Origin of the sequence: Roseomonas aeriglobus, assembly GCA_016937575.1 — a bacterium.
Classification (GTDB): domain Bacteria; phylum Pseudomonadota; class Alphaproteobacteria; order Sphingomonadales; family Sphingomonadaceae; genus Sphingomonas; species Sphingomonas aerigloba.
This window is the reverse complement of the sequence record JAFHKN010000002.1, coordinates 615,231-633,210: the sequence shown is the minus strand read 5'-3', so window position 1 is coordinate 633,210 and position 17,980 is coordinate 615,231. Positions and strand designations below refer to the sequence as shown.

The 17,980-nt window shown below is 67.6% G+C and carries 17 protein-coding genes; 11 read left to right on the top strand and 6 right to left on the bottom strand.

Translation table 11 applies throughout. The annotated features are described in order from the left end of the window. Positions 1 to 265 precede the first annotated feature (265 nt). The 4 genes from JW805_03495 to JW805_03480 all read right to left on the bottom strand — a co-directional run bounded on the left by JW805_03495 (position 266) and on the right by JW805_03480 (position 3,061). A complete protein-coding gene (locus tag JW805_03495; protein ID MBN2971079.1) occupies positions 266 to 766 on the bottom strand; it encodes a hypothetical protein in 501 nt (166 codons plus the stop codon). A gap of 62 nt (positions 767 to 828) precedes the next feature. After that, positions 829 to 1,161: a hypothetical protein gene (locus JW805_03490; protein MBN2971078.1), complete on the bottom strand. Its 333-nt coding sequence runs from the start codon at positions 1,159 to 1,161 to the stop codon at positions 829 to 831. Between the two features lie 38 nt (positions 1,162 to 1,199). Beyond that, the gene (locus JW805_03485) at positions 1,200 to 1,979 is read right to left on the bottom strand and encodes a response regulator transcription factor (protein ID MBN2971077.1); all 780 of its coding nucleotides are present in this window, start codon (positions 1,977 to 1,979) and stop codon (positions 1,200 to 1,202) included. Next, positions 1,976 to 3,061, bottom strand: a complete 1,086-nt coding sequence (locus JW805_03480; GenBank protein ID MBN2971076.1) for a histidine kinase — start codon at positions 3,059 to 3,061, stop codon at positions 1,976 to 1,978. Before JW805_03480 ends, JW805_03485 begins: the two co-directional genes overlap by 4 nt. A 151-nt stretch (positions 3,062 to 3,212) precedes the next feature. Between JW805_03480 and JW805_03475 the strand changes: the two genes are divergently transcribed. The 7 genes from JW805_03475 (at position 3,213) to JW805_03445 (ending at position 11,037) form a co-directional block, all read left to right on the top strand. Then, positions 3,213 to 3,644: a winged helix-turn-helix transcriptional regulator gene (locus JW805_03475; GenBank protein MBN2971075.1), complete on the top strand. Its 432-nt coding sequence runs from the start codon at positions 3,213 to 3,215 to the stop codon at positions 3,642 to 3,644. A 146-nt stretch (positions 3,645 to 3,790) separates the two neighbouring features. After that, positions 3,791 to 6,787 (top strand): hypothetical protein, encoded by a 2,997-nt coding sequence (locus JW805_03470; GenBank protein MBN2971074.1) that lies wholly within the window; start codon positions 3,791 to 3,793, stop codon positions 6,785 to 6,787. A gap of 148 nt (positions 6,788 to 6,935) precedes the next feature. Further along, entirely contained in the window at positions 6,936 to 7,367 is a 432-nt protein-coding gene (rplK, locus tag JW805_03465) for a 50S ribosomal protein L11 (GenBank protein ID MBN2971073.1), read from the top strand. A 4-nt stretch (positions 7,368 to 7,371) separates the two neighbouring features. Further along, positions 7,372 to 8,064, top strand: coding sequence for a 50S ribosomal protein L1 (rplA, locus tag JW805_03460; protein ID MBN2971072.1), 693 nt, complete (start codon positions 7,372 to 7,374; stop codon positions 8,062 to 8,064). A gap of 323 nt (positions 8,065 to 8,387) precedes the next feature. Next, on the top strand, positions 8,388 to 9,722 hold the full coding sequence (locus tag JW805_03455; GenBank protein MBN2971071.1) for a hypothetical protein: 1,335 nt from the start codon (positions 8,388 to 8,390) through the stop codon (positions 9,720 to 9,722). Between the two features lie 96 nt (positions 9,723 to 9,818). Further along, entirely contained in the window at positions 9,819 to 10,205 is a 387-nt protein-coding gene (locus JW805_03450) for a hypothetical protein (GenBank protein ID MBN2971070.1), read from the top strand. A 79-nt stretch (positions 10,206 to 10,284) separates the two neighbouring features. After that, positions 10,285 to 11,037: a leucyl/phenylalanyl-tRNA--protein transferase gene (locus tag JW805_03445; GenBank protein ID MBN2971069.1), complete on the top strand. Its 753-nt coding sequence runs from the start codon at positions 10,285 to 10,287 to the stop codon at positions 11,035 to 11,037. Positions 11,038 to 11,533: 496 nt separating this feature from the next. On the opposite strand, the gene JW805_03440 is transcribed toward JW805_03445, so the two are convergent. Continuing rightward, positions 11,534 to 11,926, bottom strand: a complete 393-nt coding sequence (locus tag JW805_03440; GenBank protein ID MBN2971068.1) for an NADH:ubiquinone oxidoreductase subunit NDUFA12 — start codon at positions 11,924 to 11,926, stop codon at positions 11,534 to 11,536. Between the two features lie 220 nt (positions 11,927 to 12,146). After that, positions 12,147 to 13,154, bottom strand: a complete 1,008-nt coding sequence (locus JW805_03435) for an ABC transporter substrate-binding protein (GenBank protein ID MBN2971067.1) — start codon at positions 13,152 to 13,154, stop codon at positions 12,147 to 12,149. An 8-nt stretch (positions 13,155 to 13,162) separates the two neighbouring features. Between JW805_03435 and JW805_03430 the strand changes: the two genes are divergently transcribed. The 4 genes from JW805_03430 (at position 13,163) to JW805_03415 (ending at position 17,915) form a co-directional block, all read left to right on the top strand. Next, entirely contained in the window at positions 13,163 to 14,017 is an 855-nt protein-coding gene (locus tag JW805_03430; GenBank protein MBN2971066.1) for a response regulator transcription factor, read from the top strand. Positions 14,018 to 14,022: 5 nt separating this feature from the next. Then, the gene (locus JW805_03425; GenBank protein MBN2971065.1) at positions 14,023 to 15,420 is read left to right on the top strand and encodes a sensor histidine kinase; all 1,398 of its coding nucleotides are present in this window, start codon (positions 14,023 to 14,025) and stop codon (positions 15,418 to 15,420) included. A gap of 135 nt (positions 15,421 to 15,555) precedes the next feature. Next, entirely contained in the window at positions 15,556 to 16,878 is a 1,323-nt protein-coding gene (locus JW805_03420) for a CitMHS family transporter (protein MBN2971064.1), read from the top strand. A gap of 5 nt (positions 16,879 to 16,883) precedes the next feature. Further along, on the top strand, positions 16,884 to 17,915 hold the full coding sequence (locus JW805_03415; GenBank protein MBN2971063.1) for an AbrB family transcriptional regulator: 1,032 nt from the start codon (positions 16,884 to 16,886) through the stop codon (positions 17,913 to 17,915). The last annotated feature ends 65 nt before the right edge of the window (positions 17,916 to 17,980 follow it).

Genomic DNA, 17,980 nt, shown 5'->3' with positions numbered 1-17,980 from the left:
GTCCGACGTTCGTCGAGGGATGTCGTCGCCGGTAGCGGGTATCGCCCGTCGCTACCGGCGCGCCCCTCCGTCAGGCCTTCGGCCGGCCACCTCTGTTGCAGGGGGTGACGTTCGAACTCGATCCGATGTGTCTGAAGCGGACCCTATCGGGCGCAGCTCGGAGCGGCGTACGCAGAAGAGCAAAGACTGCCGGGTCTCCGCCTGCGCCGAAGCCCGCACAGTCGACCGAGGCGAGTGAACAATCCGCCATCGGGAGCGCCACAGTCTATTTGCCGAGCGCTGTCGCCAGTTCCGCCTTCGTCATGGTCGATCTCCCGCGAATGTTCTTTCGGCGCGCCTCGGCCAGCAGTTCGGCCTTGGTCGGGCCGCCGCCGCCGCGGTAGGCGGCGGTCTTCGTCGCGACGTCGGCGGGCTGCGCCGAAAATTGCCGGCCCTTCGCGGTGTCGCGGCGCTTCTTCGCGGTCGTGCGGTCGTAATCGGCCTTCGACAGCGCCGTGCGCGCTCCGGCGGGCAGATAGCGCTCGCCGGTCTCGCCGCTCGGCTTGCCCGACCTCGTGCCCCAGCCTTCCTCGGTCCACTGGTGCAGGCTGTTGTCAGCATCCCTGCGGCCGACATAGCCGCCGCCGGCCTTCTTATACTCGGCGACCGCCAACTGCGCCTTGCGCGCGGACCATTCGCCCGCTTTCCCGCCCTTGGTGCCGGCGGTCACCTTCTTCTTCACGCGGTCCCACAGTTTCGGGTCGTCGCGCTCGGCGGTTTCGCTCATCGTCCTCATCCTTTCGCCGCGCTCAACCCGCGAGCGCGGCGATCGGATGCCAGGTCGGTCCGTCAGCGTGCGCCACCGGGCGCGAAGACGGTCGCGGTGCCGTCGGCCTGGATCTGCACGGCATAGCCGGTGCCGTCGCCGCACCGCACCCCCCACATTCCCGGCTTCTTGTCCTTGGTCGATTCGGTGACCTCCTGGCAGTTCAGCCCGGCATCGCGGATCGCGCGGATGAAGACGCCGTTGCGCTGGGCCGGCTCGAGCGCCGAAACCTTGGCCTGGAACTCGCTTTCGGTCGCCTGCGCAGCGGGCGTTGCGGTGTTGGTGGTGGGCGCATCCCCGCCCCCGCAGGCGGCGAGCGGCAGGGCCAGCAGGACGGCGAACATCGGGCGCATCATCGGTGTGTCATCCTTTCCTTCATGGGGTCAAACTTCGATCAATCCTGGACAAGATCGCGCACCACCGTGCGATAGTTCCGTCCGACCGGCAGTTCCTCGCCGCGATCGGTGACGATGGTATAGCCCCCCGCCGGGCGCCGGCGGATCGACGCGACGCGGTCGCGATTGACGATGTGCGAACGATGGATGCGCACGAAGCGGGCGGGATCGAATCGTTCGATCAGGCTGCTGATCGGTTCGCGGTGCAGATAGCTGGCATCGCCCTGGAAGATTCGAACATACTCGCCTTCCGACTGCACCCGATCGACATGTCCCAGGTCGAGCCGCAGGTTTTCGCCTCGCCGCTGCACCCACAAGTGGCTGCTGCCGTTGGCGCTGCCACCGCCCTGTTCGGCGCGCAACGCATCGATCTGGCGAGCAAGCTCGGCCAGCCGCGTCGCCGCCTCGCGATCCCCGATCGCGCGCCGCACGCGATCGACCGCAGTGTCGAGCCGGGCGAGCCGTACGGGCTTGGTCAGGAAATCGATCGCACCGGTGTCGAACGCATGGGCCGCGAAATTGGGATAGGCCGTGACGAACACGATCAGCGGCGTCGGCCCGCCCGCCTTCGCCAGCGCCTCGACCACGTCGAAGCCGTCGAGCGCGGGCATCTCGATATCGAGCAGCAGTGCATCGGGCGTCAGCCGCTCGACCTCGGCGATCGCGGTGCGTCCATCGGTCGCGGTCCCGGCAACCTCCGCCCCGTCGACCCGCCCGACCAGATCGCGCAACCGCTCGACGGCCAGAGGTTCGTCGTCGCAGATGAGGAACCGGATCATCGATGGGACTCGGTGAAGGGAATGGCGAAGCTGACCTGGAAGCCGCCTTCGGCCAGCGGGCCCGCGGTGAAGCCGCAATCCTCGCCATAGCGGGTCATCAATCGTTCGGCGACATTGGCCAGGCCGACACCGGTGCCCGGCGGGGCGCGGCGGTTGCCGGCATTGCCGCCCGAATCGCGGACGCTCAGGCGCAACCGATCGCCCTCGCGCGCGGCGGTCACGGTCAGCTTCACCGGTCGCGTCGACATCGACACCGCATGGCGGACGGCATTTTCGACGAGCGGCTGGATGATCAGGCTGGGCACCCGCGCGTCCTGGACGTCATCGGGCACGTCGATTTCGACCACCAGCCGATTGGGAAAGCGTACCGCCTCGATCGCAAGATAGGTCGATTGCAGCTCGATCTCCTCGGCCAGCGCAATGTCCTCATGCGGGTCGAGCGCCAGGCCGGCACGCAGGAAGTCCGACAGATTCTCGACCATATGCTCAGCATGTTCGACCCGGCCCGCGCCGATCAGCGAGGCGATGGAATTCAGCGTGTTGAACATGAAATGCGGATTGAGCTGGTACCTCAGCGCGCGCAGATGCGCCTCGTGCGCCTCGCGCTGCAACCGTGCCACGCCGCGTTCGTAATCGCGCACCTCGCCCGAATAGACGATCGCCAGCAACAGCCCCGACATCGCGGCATAGGTCGAGAACCATTGCAGCATCGCGAGCAGGTGCGAGAGCAGGCCGGCGTTCCCCACGACCTCCGCCGGCATCGTCGCCCGGAAGATCCAGAAATTGGCAAAGGCATGGATCGCCGATCCCGCGATCGCCGCGAACACCGCGAACAGCAGGCGCCGCGACAACGGGCGCCCGCGCGTGGCGATGTGAAAGGCGAGGATCGCAAACGACAGCACGATGCCGACCCCGGTCACGACCAGTCGCGTGGCATGGAACCGCGCGTCGTCCGCCGCGCCGAACACCCAGCGCTGGACGGTCAGCAGCGAAAACTGGGCGAGCCAGAACAGCAGGATCGTGACGGCCGACACCCGCCGCATGAAGCGGTCGCTAGATGGCAAGGGTGCGGTCGTCGGCATCGTCCGATTTGCTAGAGCCAACGCTTATCCCCTGCCAAGCGGGAAAGGTGCCGTTCGTGGGTACAATCGTGCAGTTGGTGCTGCACTTATATAATACACCGAGCATTTAATTGCCGATGACGGTCGCTTGGCGACATGAACCGTGCGCGTTATGCCGACGATCGATAGCGAGATAAGCATGTTCGTCGATCACGCCCCCTTTGCCGCCCTACAGCCCGACATGACGCGGCGTCCGCTGGTGAAGCGTGGCGCGGTCACCATGACGCTCGACCCGATCGAGTTTCGCTGGAACGGCGAACGCATCACTCTGTCGCGGGTCGAGGCGACGCTGTTGGCCACGCTGATGCGCCGCAGCCGGCTGAGCTGGGACGTCACCGCGGCGGTGCTGGCTGACGCGGGCAGCTGTCCCGACAGCCGCGACGTGCTGATCCACCGCATCCGCCGGAAGTTCGCCGATCTCGGCGCCGCCGACCCGATCGAGACGGTCCGCGGCTGGGGCATCCGTTTCCGCACCGAGGCCGACCGCAATGGGTCGACCGCCTTCTGGATCGGTGCCAGCGAAACCGAAACGGTTCTGAACTGACGCCTGGCGCGCTGGCTCCGACGGCGGCTTCAACAAAAATCAGACAAAATTCGCGCCACCGCCAACTTTCTGCGACAAATGAACGTTAGCGCCGTTCGCGACCCTGCCGCCGTTCCGCGCGGCGACGATCAGACAGACGAGACCCGATGCGCGCCCACACACCGTCCCTCGCCGCCCTGCTGCTCGCGACCGCAGCCCACCCCGCACTGGCGCAGACTGCAGCGGTGACACCGACGCCGGTGACCCCGCAGGCACCGGCCGTGCCCGCAACCCCGTCGGACGCTTCCACCACCACCGTAGTGCAGGAAACGCCGACACCGACGCAGACCCAGACGCCTCCGGCTGCCCCGGTCGAGCCCGAGGACGAAGCCGACATCGCCACCGAAGTGACGGTCGTCGGCCAGCGAGAGCGCGGCAGCGTTCCGGGCGACATCCAACCCGAACAGGTCCTGCGCCCGGCGGATGTCCGCGCCTACGGCGTTAATTCGCTCAGCGACCTGCTGAACGAACTCGCCCCGCAGCTGGGCAGCGGCCGCGGAACCGAAGGCGGTATGCCGGTCGTGCTGCTCAACGGCCGCCGCATCTCCGGCTTCCGCGAGATCGGCAATTATCCGCCCGAAGCGATCGAGCGCGTCGACATCCTGCCGCCGGAGGCCGCACAGCAGCTGGGTTATCGCGCTGAGCAGCGCGTCATCAATTTCGTCTTGCGGCGCCGGTTCAATGCGGTGACCGCCGAGGTGCAGGGCGGCGGTGCGACGCAGGGCGACCGCTATACGACTCAGGACGAGGTCAGCCTGCTGCGGATCATGCGCGACAAACGGGTGAACGTGTCGCTGAATTATACCGCGCAGACCCCGGTCTACGAAGCGGATCGCGACATCCTGCCGACAACCACGCCCACCCGCCCCTATTCGATCAATGGCAATCTGACGCCGGGCAGCGGTCTGACGCAGATCGATCCGGCATTGAGCGCGCTGGCCGGACGCACCGTCACGGTCGCCGGTGTCCCTGATGCCATTAACGGCCGCCCGGCGCTCAGCGCCTTCCTTGGCGCCGTTAACCCGAGCGATTTCGGCGCTTACCGAACCGTAAGCGGCGCATCGCAAAAGATCGAATCGAGCCTGTCCTATGCGCAGCCGATCAGCGACACGATCACCGCGTCCGCATCGACCGGTTTCGACTGGACGAAAAACGACAGCGCCCTGGGCCTCGCCACGACGAGCCTGACGGTCCCGGCCGGCAATCCCTATTCACCCTTCGCCAGTCCCGTCGTGATCAACCGCTATCTGGCCGAGGGCGGCGCGCGCGAGCAGAATCGCGAGACGACCAATCTGGAATTCAACGGCGCGTTGAACGGTGACGCTGGGCGGTGGCGCTGGTCGGTGAACGGCAGCTACAATCGCCGCTTTTCCAGCACGCTGACCGACAATAATTTCGACCTGTCGCCGATCTCCAGCCGCATCGCGGCGAACGACCCGACGCTCAATCCTTTCGCGATCTTCTCGCCCGACCTGCTTGGCGACTATCGCCGCGACTATGCGCGGTCGCTGACGAATACGGCGACCATCGAGTATCAGGTCAACGGTCCGATCGCGGCGCTGCCTGCTGGCGACGCCCGCCTGAACGTCACCTCCGGCTTCAGCCACAACGACAACGAGACGCTAAGCGTCCGCAGCGGCGTCACGGCGACCGGGGAGCAGAGTCGCAACGTAGGGCGTGGTTTGGCGCGGATTGACGTGCCGATCGCCAACCGGGGACGTGGCGTGCTGTCGGCGATCGGCAACCTGTCGCTTAACGCCAGCTATGAATTCAATCAGGTGTCGGACTTCGGCTGGCTGTCAACCTATGGCTACGGTCTCAACTGGTCGCCGCTGCCAGGTAAGCTGTTCATCCTCGCGAGCGTCAACCGCGACGAGAACGCGCCTACGATCAATCAGACGGGCGATCCCATCGTCGTCACGCCCAACGCGCGCGTTTTCGACTTCGTCCGCGGCACCAGCGTGGACGTGACCTTGCTGAGCGGCGGCAACCCGTTGCTGCGTTCGCCTGAAAATCGGTCGACGAACATCACGCTAAACGCCCGACCGTTCTCGTCGATCGACCTGAACTTCAACGCCGAATATACCCGTCGACGGACGCTCAACCCGATCCAGAACCTGTCGACGCCGACCGCCGCGCTGGAAGCCGCCTTTCCCGACCGCTTCCTGCGTGACGCGAGCGGACAGTTGATTCGGGTCGACAATCGTCCGGTCAACTTCGTGCGGTCGGATCAGCAACAGCTGCGGTACGGCTTCAACTTTTCGCGGCGGATTGGACCGGCGGCGCCGGCGCGCGGTGGCTTCGGCGGGTTCGGCGGTGCTCGTTCAGGCGGCGGCCAGGGGGGACAGGCGCAGCCGCAGCGGCCGCAAACGCCCGAAGGACGGGTCGGCGCGCGTGGTCCGGAGCAGCGCGGTAGTGCGGCGACACCGCCTGCCAGCGGCGCGACGACGATCGTCATCCAGGAGGCCGGTCCGCCCCCGGGCGGCGGCGGACGTGGCTTCGGCGGCGGCGGTGGTCGCGGCTTTGGTGGAGGTGGATTCGGCGGCGCAGGCGGGAACGAGGGCCGTATCCAATTCTCCGCATTCCACACATGGCGGTTCCGCGACACGGTGACGATCGCGCCGGGCGTGCCCGACCTCGATCGACTGAACGGCGATGCAACTGACATCCGAGGTCCCTTTCGGCACCAGGTTCAGGCGAACGGGGGCGTCACAAAGAATGGCTATGGATTGCGTTTCGACGTGAACTGGCAGTCCTGCGCCTTCGTGAACGGCGGCACCGCACGTGCGCCGATCGACATCAGCGCAGCGCCGCTGACCACGCTCGGCATGCGATCCTTCGTCACCTTCAATCCGACGATGAAGGCGGTGCGCGATCACCCGTGGCTGCTCGGTGCGCGGATCGAACTGAACGTCCGCAACTTGCTTGATACCCGCCTGCGCGTTACCGACGCGAACGGCAGCGTGCCCGTGAACTATCAGCCAGACCTGCTCGACCCCGTCGGCCGCACGGTCGCGGTGTCGTTCCGTAAGCTGTTCTTTAGCCGCCCCCAGGGCCGCCCCGGCGGCGCGCTGGGCGGTGGCGCCGGGGCGTTGCGTCGATAGGGTTTTTCCGCTAACGGCGCCGGCTTCCACCGGTATCGATGGAAAATCTGCGGGAGGGCGCTGGCTTCGGCCATGCCCGTCACGACCGCTAAACTTGAACCGGGCGCTGCCGTAACGCTGTGCCCAGCAAAAGAGTGAGGAGGCCATCATGGCCAAGAAGATTACCGGCTATATCAAGCTGCAGGTGCCCGCCGGCGCTGCCAACCCGTCGCCGCCGATCGGCCCGGCGCTGGGTCAGCGCGGCGTCAACATCATGGAGTTCTGCAAGGCGTTCAACGCCGCGACGGGCGACATGGAAAAGGGCTCGCCGCTGCCCACCGTCATCACCGTCTATGCCGACCGTTCGTTCTCGTTCGAAACGAAGACGCCGCCGGCCACCTTCCTCATCAAGAAGGCGCTGAACCTGAAGTCGGGCTCGAAGGAGCCGGGCAAGGTCGTCGCCGGCAAGATCAAGCGCTCGCAGCTCGCTGAGATCGCGGAAGCCAAGATGAAGGATCTGAACGCCAACGACATCGAAGCGGCGACGAAGATCATCGAAGGTTCGGCCCGCGCGATGGGCCTCGAAGTGGTGGAGGGCTAAGATCATGGCCAAGCTGAGCAAGAAGCAGAAGGCCTGGACCGTCGACGCGGAGAAGCTCCACGGCGTCGACGAAGCCATCGGCATCGTGAAGTCCAATGCCACCGCCAAGTTCGACGAGACGATCGAAGTCGCGCTGAACCTGGGCGTCGATCCGCGCCACGCCGACCAGATGGTCCGCGGCGTCGTCACGCTGCCCAAGGGCACCGGCAAGACCGTGCGCGTCGGCGTGTTCGCCAAGGGTGCGAAGGCTGACGAAGCCCGCGCCGCAGGGGCCGACGTCGTCGGTGCCGAAGACCTGATGGAAACCGTCCAGGGCGGCACCATCGACTTCGATCGCTGCATCGCGACCCCGGACATGATGGGCGTCGTCGGTCGTCTCGGTAAGGTTCTCGGTCCGAAGGGCCTGATGCCGAACCCGAAGCTGGGCACCGTCACGATGAACGTCGCCGAAGCCGTCAAGGCGGCCAAGGGCGGCCAGATCGAATATCGCGTCGAAAAGGCGGGCATCATCCACGCCGGCCTGGGCAAGGCGAGCTTCCCGGCAGAGGACCTGCGCGCGAACTTCGACGCGCTGGTAGACGCGGTGGTGAAGGCCAAGCCGTCGGGCGCCAAGGGCAAGTATCTGCGCAAGGTCGCGCTGAGCTCGTCGATGGGCCCGGGCGTGAAGGTGGATGTCGCGGAGGTAGCGTCGGCGTAACGCCGACGCGGTGCGCGCAAGCGCAACCGAACGCGCGGCCGGCGGGCAAAGCCCGACCGACGAGGGAGCGAATTCACTTCGCTCCCGCCGCTGAAGATAGAAAAACGGGCCGGAGGGGCGACCTTCCGGCCCGTTTTCTATTGTGTCGGCACCCGCCCCGCCCGTTTAACGTCATCCCCGCGAAGGCGGGGATCAATAGTCGCTGATGGTGATGGGTCTCACAGCGGTCAGCCAGAATTTATCCCCGCCTTCGCGGGGATGACGATCGAGAGGGTCGACACACCGACTCCCCCAGCCGCCCACGTTCCGCTAATGTTCTGCCCATGCCGCCCGCGACTCGCTGCGCCGACCCGTCACCTCAGCCCGCGGTCCTGGCGCTGCCCCCGCGCCCACTGCGCTGGCTGTTCCTCGACCTGAACAGCTATTTCGCCAGCGTCGAACAGCAACTCGATCCCGCCTTGCGCGGCAAACCCGTCATCGTCGCGCCCGTCGACAGTGACACGACCGTCGCCATCGCCGCGTCGGTCCAGGCGAAGCGTTACGGCATCTCGACCGGCACCCCCGTCTGGGAAGCCAAGCGCCGCTGCCCCGACCTGTTGATCACACCGGCGCGCCACGAACGCTATGTCGAGTTCCACGACGCCATCGTCGCGGAAATCTGGCGTCACATCCCCGTGACGAAGGTGTGCTCGATCGACGAGGTCGCCTGCCGCCTGCTCGACAACGAGAACGACCGCGACAGCGCCGTCGCGCTCGCACGGCGGGTCAAGGCGGGCATCCTCGCCAATATCGGGGAATGTCTGACGTCGTCGGTCGGCATCGCGCCGAATCGCCTGCTGGCGAAGCTCGCGTCCGACATGCAGAAGCCCGACGGCCTGGTCGTGCTGGAGGGGCATGAGCTGCCACAGCGCCTCTACGACACGCCGCTGCGCGACATTTCGGGCATCGGCGCGAAGATGGAGCGGCGGTTGGCGCGCGACGGGATCAACGACATCCGCCAGCTCTGCGCGCGTCGCCCGCGCGACGCGGGAACGGCCTGGGGCGGCGTGAACGGCGACCGCTTGTGGTATCTGCTCCACGGCGTCGACCTGCCCGAGAAGGCGACGCAGAATCGTACGATCGGGCACAGCCACGTTCTGTCACCCTCCAAGCGCGCGCTGGAGCCGTCGCGGCTGACCGCCCGGCGCCTGGCGCTCAAATGCGCCAGCCGGTTGCGTCGCAAGGGCTATGTCGCGCGCCTGCTCGTGCTTCACGGTAAGTTCGAGGACGACAAGTCCAACTGGCGCACCTCGATCAAGCTGTCCGCCACGCAGGACAGTTTCGCGGTGCTCGGCGCGCTTGACGCGATCTTCCCGCGGCTTGCCGACGTCGGGCGGACGCGGCCAGGCGGGTTTCGACTGCGGATGATCGGGGTGACGCTGGCGGAAATCGCCGCGGTCGACGGCGAGCAAGGGTCGCTGTTCGGCGCGCTCGATCCCGACGACCCGCTGGCGCGCGGTACACGCACGCTCAGCCTCAGCCGGGCGATGGACCGGATCAACGAGAAATTCGGTCGTCACGCCGTATCGGTCGGGCCGATGACGGGCGGACGGATCGACCGCGTCGGCACCAAGATCGCCTTCGGGCGTATTCCTGACATGGACGAGTTCCACGAATGACGGCGCCGCGGCCAGCGGCAGATGCGGCGAACGGTCGAAAAAGGGCGCCCGCGCGCCTTGACGCACCATGTTGCATGCGCGAAGTCGCGACTCGTTATGAACAATCGCATCCTCGCCTCCGCCGCGGCGCTCGCGCTGCTGACCCTCACCGCCTGTGGCGACAAGCAGCCGGAAGTGGTCGACACCCGCGCCGCCGACCCGATGGCCGAGCAGCTGAAGAACGCCGCTGCCGTCGAGCTGCCGCCGTCGATCGAAAAGGCAGTCACCTTCCGCTGCCAGCCGGGCAACGGCCTGATCTACGTCGACTTCTTCCAGGGCCGCAAGCTGGCCAACCTGCGCACCGAGAAGACCGGCACGCCGACCCAGCTGACGGCGCCGGAAGCCGGCCAGCCGTTCGTCGGTGGCGGTTACACCGTCGAGGGGACGCCGGAATCGATCAAGTACACCGCTCCGGGCAAGCCGGCCCTGACCTGCAAGGCGTAACGCTGATCGAGATGGATTTGCGGAAGGGGCCGGCGGGCGACCGCCGGTCCCTTTTTGCTGTGCGGCGGATCGCACGGCGATGACGCGTCCGACCGGCCCGGTCGAGAGCATCGATCCCGACCTGCTGTTGCGCGCCTATGCCATGGGCGTGTTCCCCATGTCCGACGCGCGCGACGACGAGGGCGTCTATTGGGTCGAGCCGAAGCTTCGCGCCGTCCTGCCGCTGGATGGCTTCCACCTGTCCCGCCGCCTGCGTCGGACGATCGCATGCGACCGGTTCCGCGTGACCGCCGACACCGCGTTCGAGGCGGTTATCGCCCTGTGCGCCGAAGCGGCCGACGATCGGCCCGAAACCTGGATAAATCGCGCGATCGAGCGTGTCTTCGTTACCCTCCACCACCGCGGTTTCGCCCATTCGGTCGAGGTGTGGGACGGCGACCGGCTGGCGGGCGGCCTATATGGCCTGGCGCTGGGCCGCGCCTTCTTTGGCGAAAGCATGGTCAGCCGCGCGCGGGATGCGTCGAAGGTCGCGCTGGCCGCCCTGGTTGCCCGCTTACGCTGCGGCGGGTTCGACCTGCTGGACTGCCAGTTCCAGACCCCGCACCTCGCCTCGCTCGGCGCGATCGAGGTGCCGCGCGCCGGTTACAACGTGTTGCTGGGCTCGGCGCTTGGCACGTCGGTCGGCGGGTTGCTGGACGGCGTGCCGTCGGTCGATGGCGATTTCCGCGCGTTCGATGCCCTGCTCGCAGGGGCACCCCCCGCCGACAGCGACACCGTGTCCGCCCCCGCGGTCGGGAACCGCATCGTGCAGCTCTTGGGCCAGACATCGTAGAGCGGGCTCTGCACGACATTGAGCGCCGGGCGCTCCTTGAACACCCACCCCGAAAAGGCGCGGCGCCAGCGCCGATCGGTTCCCTCGACATCGAGTTGCAGGAAGGCGCCGGTCAGCTGATCCTCTTCCCACGGCGCCGTCTGTTCGCACGCACGCAGACGGATGATCGCGCCGCCCACGCGGTACGCCTGCCCCGGCTTCATCACCAGGTCGCGCGCCTGGCCGTTGCGCTTGTTGAGGAAGCCGACGATCGCAACACGCTCGGCCATCGGGGTTTCACCGGCCGCGGTCGCTTTGGGCACCGGGTTTGCCTTGGGCTGGCTCCGGGCAGCGGAGACAGCGGGCTGGGGCGCGGCCGAGCGCGTCGGCGCACTCCCGGTCGCGGCGGTCGGTGCCGCGGTGCCCCGGACGGCGGCGATCAGGCCTTCACCGCCCAACCACGCGCCGGCGCCGCCCGCGAGCACGATCGCGCTCACGCCCAGCCAGCGCGCACGCGTCATGCGTCGGGCGTCCATGCCTCATAATCGCCGGTCGCCGACGCCCGCCTGCCGCCCTTCTCCAGCGCGCCGGCCGGGCGATAGGCAAGCGGCGTGCCGGTCAGGTTTGGCACTGCGGGCTTCACCCACGGCTTCGCCGGCGGCAGCGCGCGATCGGGCACGTCGTCGATCTGGTGGTGCAACCACCCGAACCATTCGGGCGAGATGCGGCTGGCATCGTTCGATCCCGAATAGATCACCCAGCGCCGCGGATTACCCGCGGTGTCGCGCCCACCCTCGTAATAGACGTTGCCAAGCGCATCCTCGCCGACCGCGGACTTGCCGCGCAGTCCGAACCAGGTGCCGATGGTGGCGCCGTTCCACCAGGTGAAGGGATTGAGGTTGATGCCCATGGCGCGGGATTAGCGGGCGGCACGGGGGCGCGCAAGCGATGGTGTGCCCCGGTTTCGACCGGAAATGGTGCCCCGTGCACCACCCAAATGGGCACTCAAATCATTGGGAAATTTTTGTTCATACAGCTGAAATTTAGCAGGGTTGCGATCGCTTTGATGTCTGAGCACAGAGCCGCCGACACCAAGTCTGCTGTGGATAGGCAGTCACTGCCGGTGCGCGTCACAACGTGCTGGGTGATAGTGATTGTCGCCACAGCGCCAGGAAATGCGAGCGAGTCAGTCTGTCGTTCGTTACGAGCAGCGCCGGCCCGACGCGGATCGCGCGTAGCGGCACCGCAGGCGTCTGCAGCTGCGCGGGAATGATCACGTCGCTTCGCGCTGGCGTAATGTGGTGTTCAGCCAGCCGGCGCTGTCCGCTTCTCGAAAGCAGGAAATCGAGAAACAGCCGCGCCGCCGCCGGGTGCCGCGCGCGGTTCGGGATCATGGCGATCCGCGACATCACCAACGTATAGTCCTGCGGCATGATGACGCCGAGATCCGCGTGCCTCGACATTTCGTCGAGCGCATAGGAACCGACGATGTTGTAGCCGATCGCCGCGCTGCCGGCCGAGACGTCACGCAGGATGTCCTCCGCAGACGTGTAGAGTTTGAGCCGGTCGCGGCCCATCGCGCGGACCAGCCGCCACACGTCGCTCGAGGCCTGCTCGTCCTGCGAAAGGTACAAATACCCCACGGCTGATCGGCTGATATCGTAGGTCGCGACCGCCCGGCGCCCGTCGGCCGGGCCGCTTTCCAGGAATTTGCGCAAGCCGATATGGCTCGTCGGCACCTGATCGCGCGCGATCAACCGCTTGTTGTAGACAATCACTATCGGCTCGGCGGTGATGCCCCAGGCTTGGTCCTTCCACTTCGCCCAATCGGGTAAATTAGCCGCTTCGGGCGAGCGATACGTGGCCGCATGACCGTCGTTCACCAGCTTGATCTGCAGGTCCATAGCGGAACTCCACAGCAGATCGGCGGTACCGCCGCCGCCACGCGCGGCGCGGAGGAAGTCAGTCTGCAGGTCGCTACCATGCACGTCCGAATAGACGACCTTGATGCGGGGGTGCAGGCGGCGGAAGTCTGCGAGCAGGTCCTTCACCCGGTCGAGATCTGTCGTCGACCATATCTCGACCACACCCTCGCGATCCGCCGCGGCAGCGACATCATCGCGGCTCAGGGCCGCCACGAGTTGCCATGCCGCGACCGCCAGCAGCGCGGCGACGGCGAGGGCGACAGGAAGTAGCCATCGTCCTCCTCTCCACGCTAGCATGCGCCATACCCTCCCGGTTCGGTCGTCGGACGCCTGTCGACGCGATATCGCCCATCAGAGAGAGTCGCCGTATAGCTGGGCCGAGTCAACGCGGGGGCAAAGGAGGAAGGGTGGCGCGGATCCTGCTGGTCGAGGACGACGTACCACTCGCGAGGGGGCTGGCGGCGACGCTGCGCGAGTCGGGCCACGCGGTCGACATCGCCTCGGACGGCGAGGTGGCGTGGGCGATGGCGACCGACGAACCGTATGCGTTGGTGACCCTCGACCTGGGCTTGCCCGGAATGACGGGACTCGACGTGCTTCGCCGGCTGCGCGCGGGCGGAAACAAGGTGCCGGTCCTGATCCTTACTGCGCGCGATGCGCTTGAGGACCGGCTTACCGGCCTCGATTCGGGCGCCGACGATTATATGCTCAAACCGTTCGAGCCGAGCGAGCTCGAGGCGCGCATCCGAGCGCTGCTGCGACGCGCCCGCGGCGACGCCGATCCGATCCTGACGATCGGCACGCTGACGATCGACACCGCGCGCGGCGCGGCCGCGATCGCTGGCCGCGCCATCGAGCTAAGGCGGCGCGAATGGGCGGTGCTCGAACGGCTGGCAGCGCGGGTCGGCAAGGTCGTCGACAAGGACCGGCTGACGTCGGAAGTGTTCGGGTACGACGAAGCGGTCGCGCCTAACGCGATCGAGGTCTACGTCGCGCGGCTCAGGCGCAAGCTCGAGCCCGACGGCCCGCGCATTCGCACGATCCGAGGGCTCGGCTACGTGCTGGACGCGCAGTGACCCAAATGCCGCGGCAGGCTCGGTCGATCGCCGCGCGGATGCTGCGCGGGATGGTAATCCCGGTTCTGTCGCTGGCGTTGATCCTAGGAGTAGGCGGCGCATGGGTGATCGACCAGTCGGTCCAAGCCGTCAACGACCGCATCCTCAGCGCAGCGTCGCGCGCGATCGTCGATTCGCTGACGGTCGAGGACGGTGCGATCGGGCTTAACCTGTCGCCCGCGATCTTCGGCATGCTCGAGGACGCCGCCCGCGACAACGTCTACTACAGCGTGCGCCACCGCGGCCGCGTGCTGACGGGCTATCACGACTTGCCGAACGTCGCGCCGGCGAGGCTGGGCGACACGGACGTCGCGTTCGGCGACACCGTCTATCTGGGGCGTCCGGTGCGGGTTGTGGCGGAGGCAAGGCGGCTGCCGCAGGTCGATGGCGTCGTGATCGTCCAGGTCGCCGAGACGCTCGACGCGCGGCGGCGGATCGCCAACCGGCTGCTGACCGGGCTGATCGTGCTCGAGCTGGTACTGATCGGCACCACACTGGCGCTGCTGCCGCTGGCGATCCGCTGGGGACTCAGGCCGCTGCACCGCGTGCGCGGTGAGATGGACCGACGCGCGGCGTCCGACCTCGCGCCGCTGCCGCTTGATCAGGTGCCGGGCGAGCTGCGCGACTTGGTCGGCGCGTTCAACGCGATGCTTGGCCGGCTCGATTCGGCGATCGTCGGCATCCGCCGCTTCACCGCTGACGCATCGCATCAGATGCGCACGCCGCTGTCGATCCTGCGTACCCATATCGCGTTGCTGCGTCGCGCCGATCCGGGCAGCGCGGCGGCGCGCGAATCGATCGACGACATCGACCAGGCGAGCGACCGGCTGCAGCATCTGATCGTGCAACTGCTCGCCCTCGCGCGTGCCGACAGCGCCGAACCCGCGCGGGTCGAGCGCGCCGCGGTCGACGCCAACGAGATCGCCGCCGCCGCCGCCGCCGAGCATGCCGTGGCGGCGGTGCGCGCGGGCATCGACTTCACCTTCGAACGACTACCCGGTGCGCCGGCGATCCTGACCAACCGGACCCTCACCGCCGAGTTGATCGGCAACCTGATCGACAATGCGATCAAGCACAATTCGCCCGGTGGCAGCGTCCGTGTGGCGCTGGAGGCTGCCGGCGACCGGCTGGCGGTGGCGATTGAGGACGACGGCCCCGGCATCCCGCCCGAGGAGCGCGGCAACGTCTTCGACCGGTTCACTCGGCTGCACCGCGATCCGTCACGCGGCAGCGGCCTGGGGCTGTCGATCGCCGAGGCACTGGCGACGGCGGTCGGCGCAGGGCTGGCGCTGGAAACACCCGCGTCGGGCCGGGGGCTGCGCGCGGTCGCGACGTTCGACGTGGCTCCCGTGACAGCATCGTGACAGGTTGATTCGGCAGAAGCGATCAATGCGCCGGGACACGTCGGTGCGCATGGGGAGGGTTATGGGCCGAGCTTCTGATTGCGGCGCCACGCGAGCGTTTCGCCGGTGACTGCCGCCCTGCCCCCCGACTACGACCTGCTGTCGCTGATCGCGTTCGCGATGGTCGCGACGTTCATGGTTCTCATCATGACGAAGCGGCTGTCGGCGATCATCGCGCTAATTCTGGTGCCGACCGCCTTCGCGTTGCTGGCGGGCTTCTCCGCAGGGCTCGGCGACATGATGATGGCGGGGGTGCGCGAACTCGCCCCGACCGGCGTCATGCTGGTCTTCGCGATCCTCTATTTCGGGCTGATGATCGACGTCGGTCTGTTTGATCCGCTGATCCGCGCGATCGTCCGCGTCGTCCATGGCGACCCGGTGCGCATCCTGATGGGCACGGCGATCCTGGCGCTGGCGGTGTCGCTCGACGGCGACGGCGCGACGACCTACATGATCACCACCGCGGCGATGCTGCCGCTCTACCGGCACCTGCGGATGGACGTGCGGATGCTCGCCTGCGTCGTCATCATGAGCGGCGGGGTGATGAACCTGCTGCCGTGGGGCGGGCCGACCGCGCGGGTGATGAGCGTGCTGAAGCTCGACGCGGCGACGGTGTTCGTGCCGCTGATCGTTCCGATGGTCGCGACCGCGCTGTGGGTGCTGTTCGTCGCCTATCGCTTCGGCCTGCACGAGCGCGCGCGGCTTGCCGGCCTGCCCGAGGAGGCGATCGACGAGGACGCCAGCGCCGCGACGATCCTGACGCAGGACGCCGACGCCCATGTCGAGGCGCGTCGGCCCAAACTCATCTGGTTCAACTTTCTGCTCACCGCCGCGCTGATGATCGCGCTGGTGCTGGGATTGCTGCCGCTCGCCGTGCTGTTCATGCTCGCCTTCGCCGTCGCGATGACGATCAACTTCCCCTCGCTTGCCGACCAGCGCGACCGGCTGACGGCGCACGCGGGCAACGCCCTGGCGGTAGCAGGACTGATCTTCGCCGCCGGCATCTTCACCGGCATTTTGTCGGGCACGCACATGGTCGACGCGATGGCGGCGACCGTCACGCACAACATTCCCCCCGCGCTCGGACCCTATCTGGCACCGATCACCGCGCTCCTAAGCGCGCCGTTCACCTTCTTCATCTCGAACGACGCCTTCTATTTCGGGATGCTGCCGATCCTGGCGGAGGCCGGTGCGCAATACGGCATCACGCCCGCGCAGATGGGCCGCGCCGCGCTGATGGGGCAGCAGATCCATCTGCTGAGCCCGCTCGTTGCCTCGACCTATCTGCTCGTCGGCTTCGTCGGGATCGAGCTTGGCGAGCATCAGCGCTTCACGCTCAAATGGGCGCTGGGATCTTTCGTGGTGTTCACTTTGGTATCGCTGCTTATCGGCGTCTTCCCCTTCTACTCTACGCCGTGAGGCCCATGCGGCGTTGGGCGCTGCTTGGTGCGGCGTCGGTGCTGCTGGCGCTGGTGCTCGACCTCGCCGGGCTGCCCGCCGCTTGGCTGCTCGCGCCGATGCTCGCTGCGATCGCCGCGGCCGTCGGGGGGATGGAAGCGAAGCTGCCCGGCGCGGCGTCGACCGCGGCGCAGGCGCTGATCGGCTGCCTGATCGCGCACGCCATCGCGCCCGGCATCTTCGCGACGCTGGCGCGCGACTGGGCGCTGTTCCTGGGCGTATCCGCCGCGACGATCGCCGCAAGCGGGCTGCTTGGCTATCTGCTTGCGCAGTGGCGGGTGGTGCCCGGCACGGTTGCGATTTGGGGGTCGAGCCCCGGCGGCGCGACCGCGATGGTCATCATGGCGCAGGCGTGGGGCGCCGACGCGCGGTTGGTGGCGGTGATGGTCTATCTGCGCGTTGTGATGGTCGCCGCACTCGCCTCCGCCGTCGCGCTGGCGTTCACCGGACACGTCGCGCGCACGCCGATGGTCGCGACGTGGAGCCACGCGATCGATCCCGCCGCATTGGCGCTGACCGCCGCGGTGGCCAGCGCAGGCGCGCTCGTCGGACGCTGGTCGCGGCTGCCGGCGGGCGCGCTGATGGGCGCAATGGCGGTCGGCGCGCTGCTCAACCTGCTCGACGTCGCACGGGTCAGCCCGTCGCGGCTGCTGATGATTCCGGCGTATATCGTCATCGGCTGGCGGATCGGGCTGGGCTTCACGCGCGAGACGCTGTCGGCTTCCGCCCGCGCGCTGCCGCGGCTGGCGCTGGCCAGCGCGACGCTGCTGGCGTTCGGGGCTGCGATGGCGTGGCTGCTGGTGCGCTACGCCGGCGTCGATCCGCTGACCGCCTATCTGGCCACCAGCCCCGGCGGGATGGACGCGGTGGCGGTGATCGCGTCGACCAGCGCGGCCGACGCACCGTTCGTCATGGCGCTGCAGGTCGTGCGGTTCCTGATGGTCATGGCGATCGGTCCGGCGCTCGCGACACGTCTCGCTGCGCGGTCGATGCGGTGACAGGTTGGTGACAGCAAAGCCGCTTAGAACGGCATCGTCGGCCATCAGGACCGGCAGCGAAATAG

What these genes read in the sequence shown, in the direction of transcription:
- JW805_03495 (MBN2971079.1), bottom strand. Translation starts at nt 766, where the DNA reads ATGAGCGAAACCGCCGAGCGCGACGACCCGAAACTGTGGGACCGCGTG.
- JW805_03490 (MBN2971078.1), bottom strand. Translation starts at nt 1,161, where the DNA reads ATGATGCGCCCGATGTTCGCCGTCCTGCTGGCCCTGCCGCTCGCCGCC.
- JW805_03485 (MBN2971077.1), bottom strand. Translation starts at nt 1,979, where the DNA reads ATGATCCGGTTCCTCATCTGCGACGACGAACCTCTGGCCGTCGAGCGG.
- JW805_03480 (MBN2971076.1), bottom strand. Translation starts at nt 3,061, where the DNA reads ATGCCGACGACCGCACCCTTGCCATCTAGCGACCGCTTCATGCGGCGG.
- JW805_03475 (MBN2971075.1), top strand. Translation starts at nt 3,213, where the DNA reads ATGCCGACGATCGATAGCGAGATAAGCATGTTCGTCGATCACGCCCCC.
- JW805_03470 (MBN2971074.1), top strand. Translation starts at nt 3,791, where the DNA reads ATGCGCGCCCACACACCGTCCCTCGCCGCCCTGCTGCTCGCGACCGCA.
- rplK (MBN2971073.1), top strand. Translation starts at nt 6,936, where the DNA reads ATGGCCAAGAAGATTACCGGCTATATCAAGCTGCAGGTGCCCGCCGGC.
- rplA (MBN2971072.1), top strand. Translation starts at nt 7,372, where the DNA reads ATGGCCAAGCTGAGCAAGAAGCAGAAGGCCTGGACCGTCGACGCGGAG.
- JW805_03455 (MBN2971071.1), top strand. Translation starts at nt 8,388, where the DNA reads ATGCCGCCCGCGACTCGCTGCGCCGACCCGTCACCTCAGCCCGCGGTC.
- JW805_03450 (MBN2971070.1), top strand. Translation starts at nt 9,819, where the DNA reads ATGAACAATCGCATCCTCGCCTCCGCCGCGGCGCTCGCGCTGCTGACC.
- JW805_03445 (MBN2971069.1), top strand. Translation starts at nt 10,285, where the DNA reads ATGACGCGTCCGACCGGCCCGGTCGAGAGCATCGATCCCGACCTGCTG.
- JW805_03440 (MBN2971068.1), bottom strand. Translation starts at nt 11,926, where the DNA reads ATGGGCATCAACCTCAATCCCTTCACCTGGTGGAACGGCGCCACCATC.
- JW805_03430 (MBN2971066.1), top strand. Translation starts at nt 13,163, where the DNA reads ATGCCGCGACCGCCAGCAGCGCGGCGACGGCGAGGGCGACAGGAAGTA.
- JW805_03425 (MBN2971065.1), top strand. Translation starts at nt 14,023, where the DNA reads ATGCCGCGGCAGGCTCGGTCGATCGCCGCGCGGATGCTGCGCGGGATG.
- JW805_03415 (MBN2971063.1), top strand. Translation starts at nt 16,884, where the DNA reads ATGCGGCGTTGGGCGCTGCTTGGTGCGGCGTCGGTGCTGCTGGCGCTG.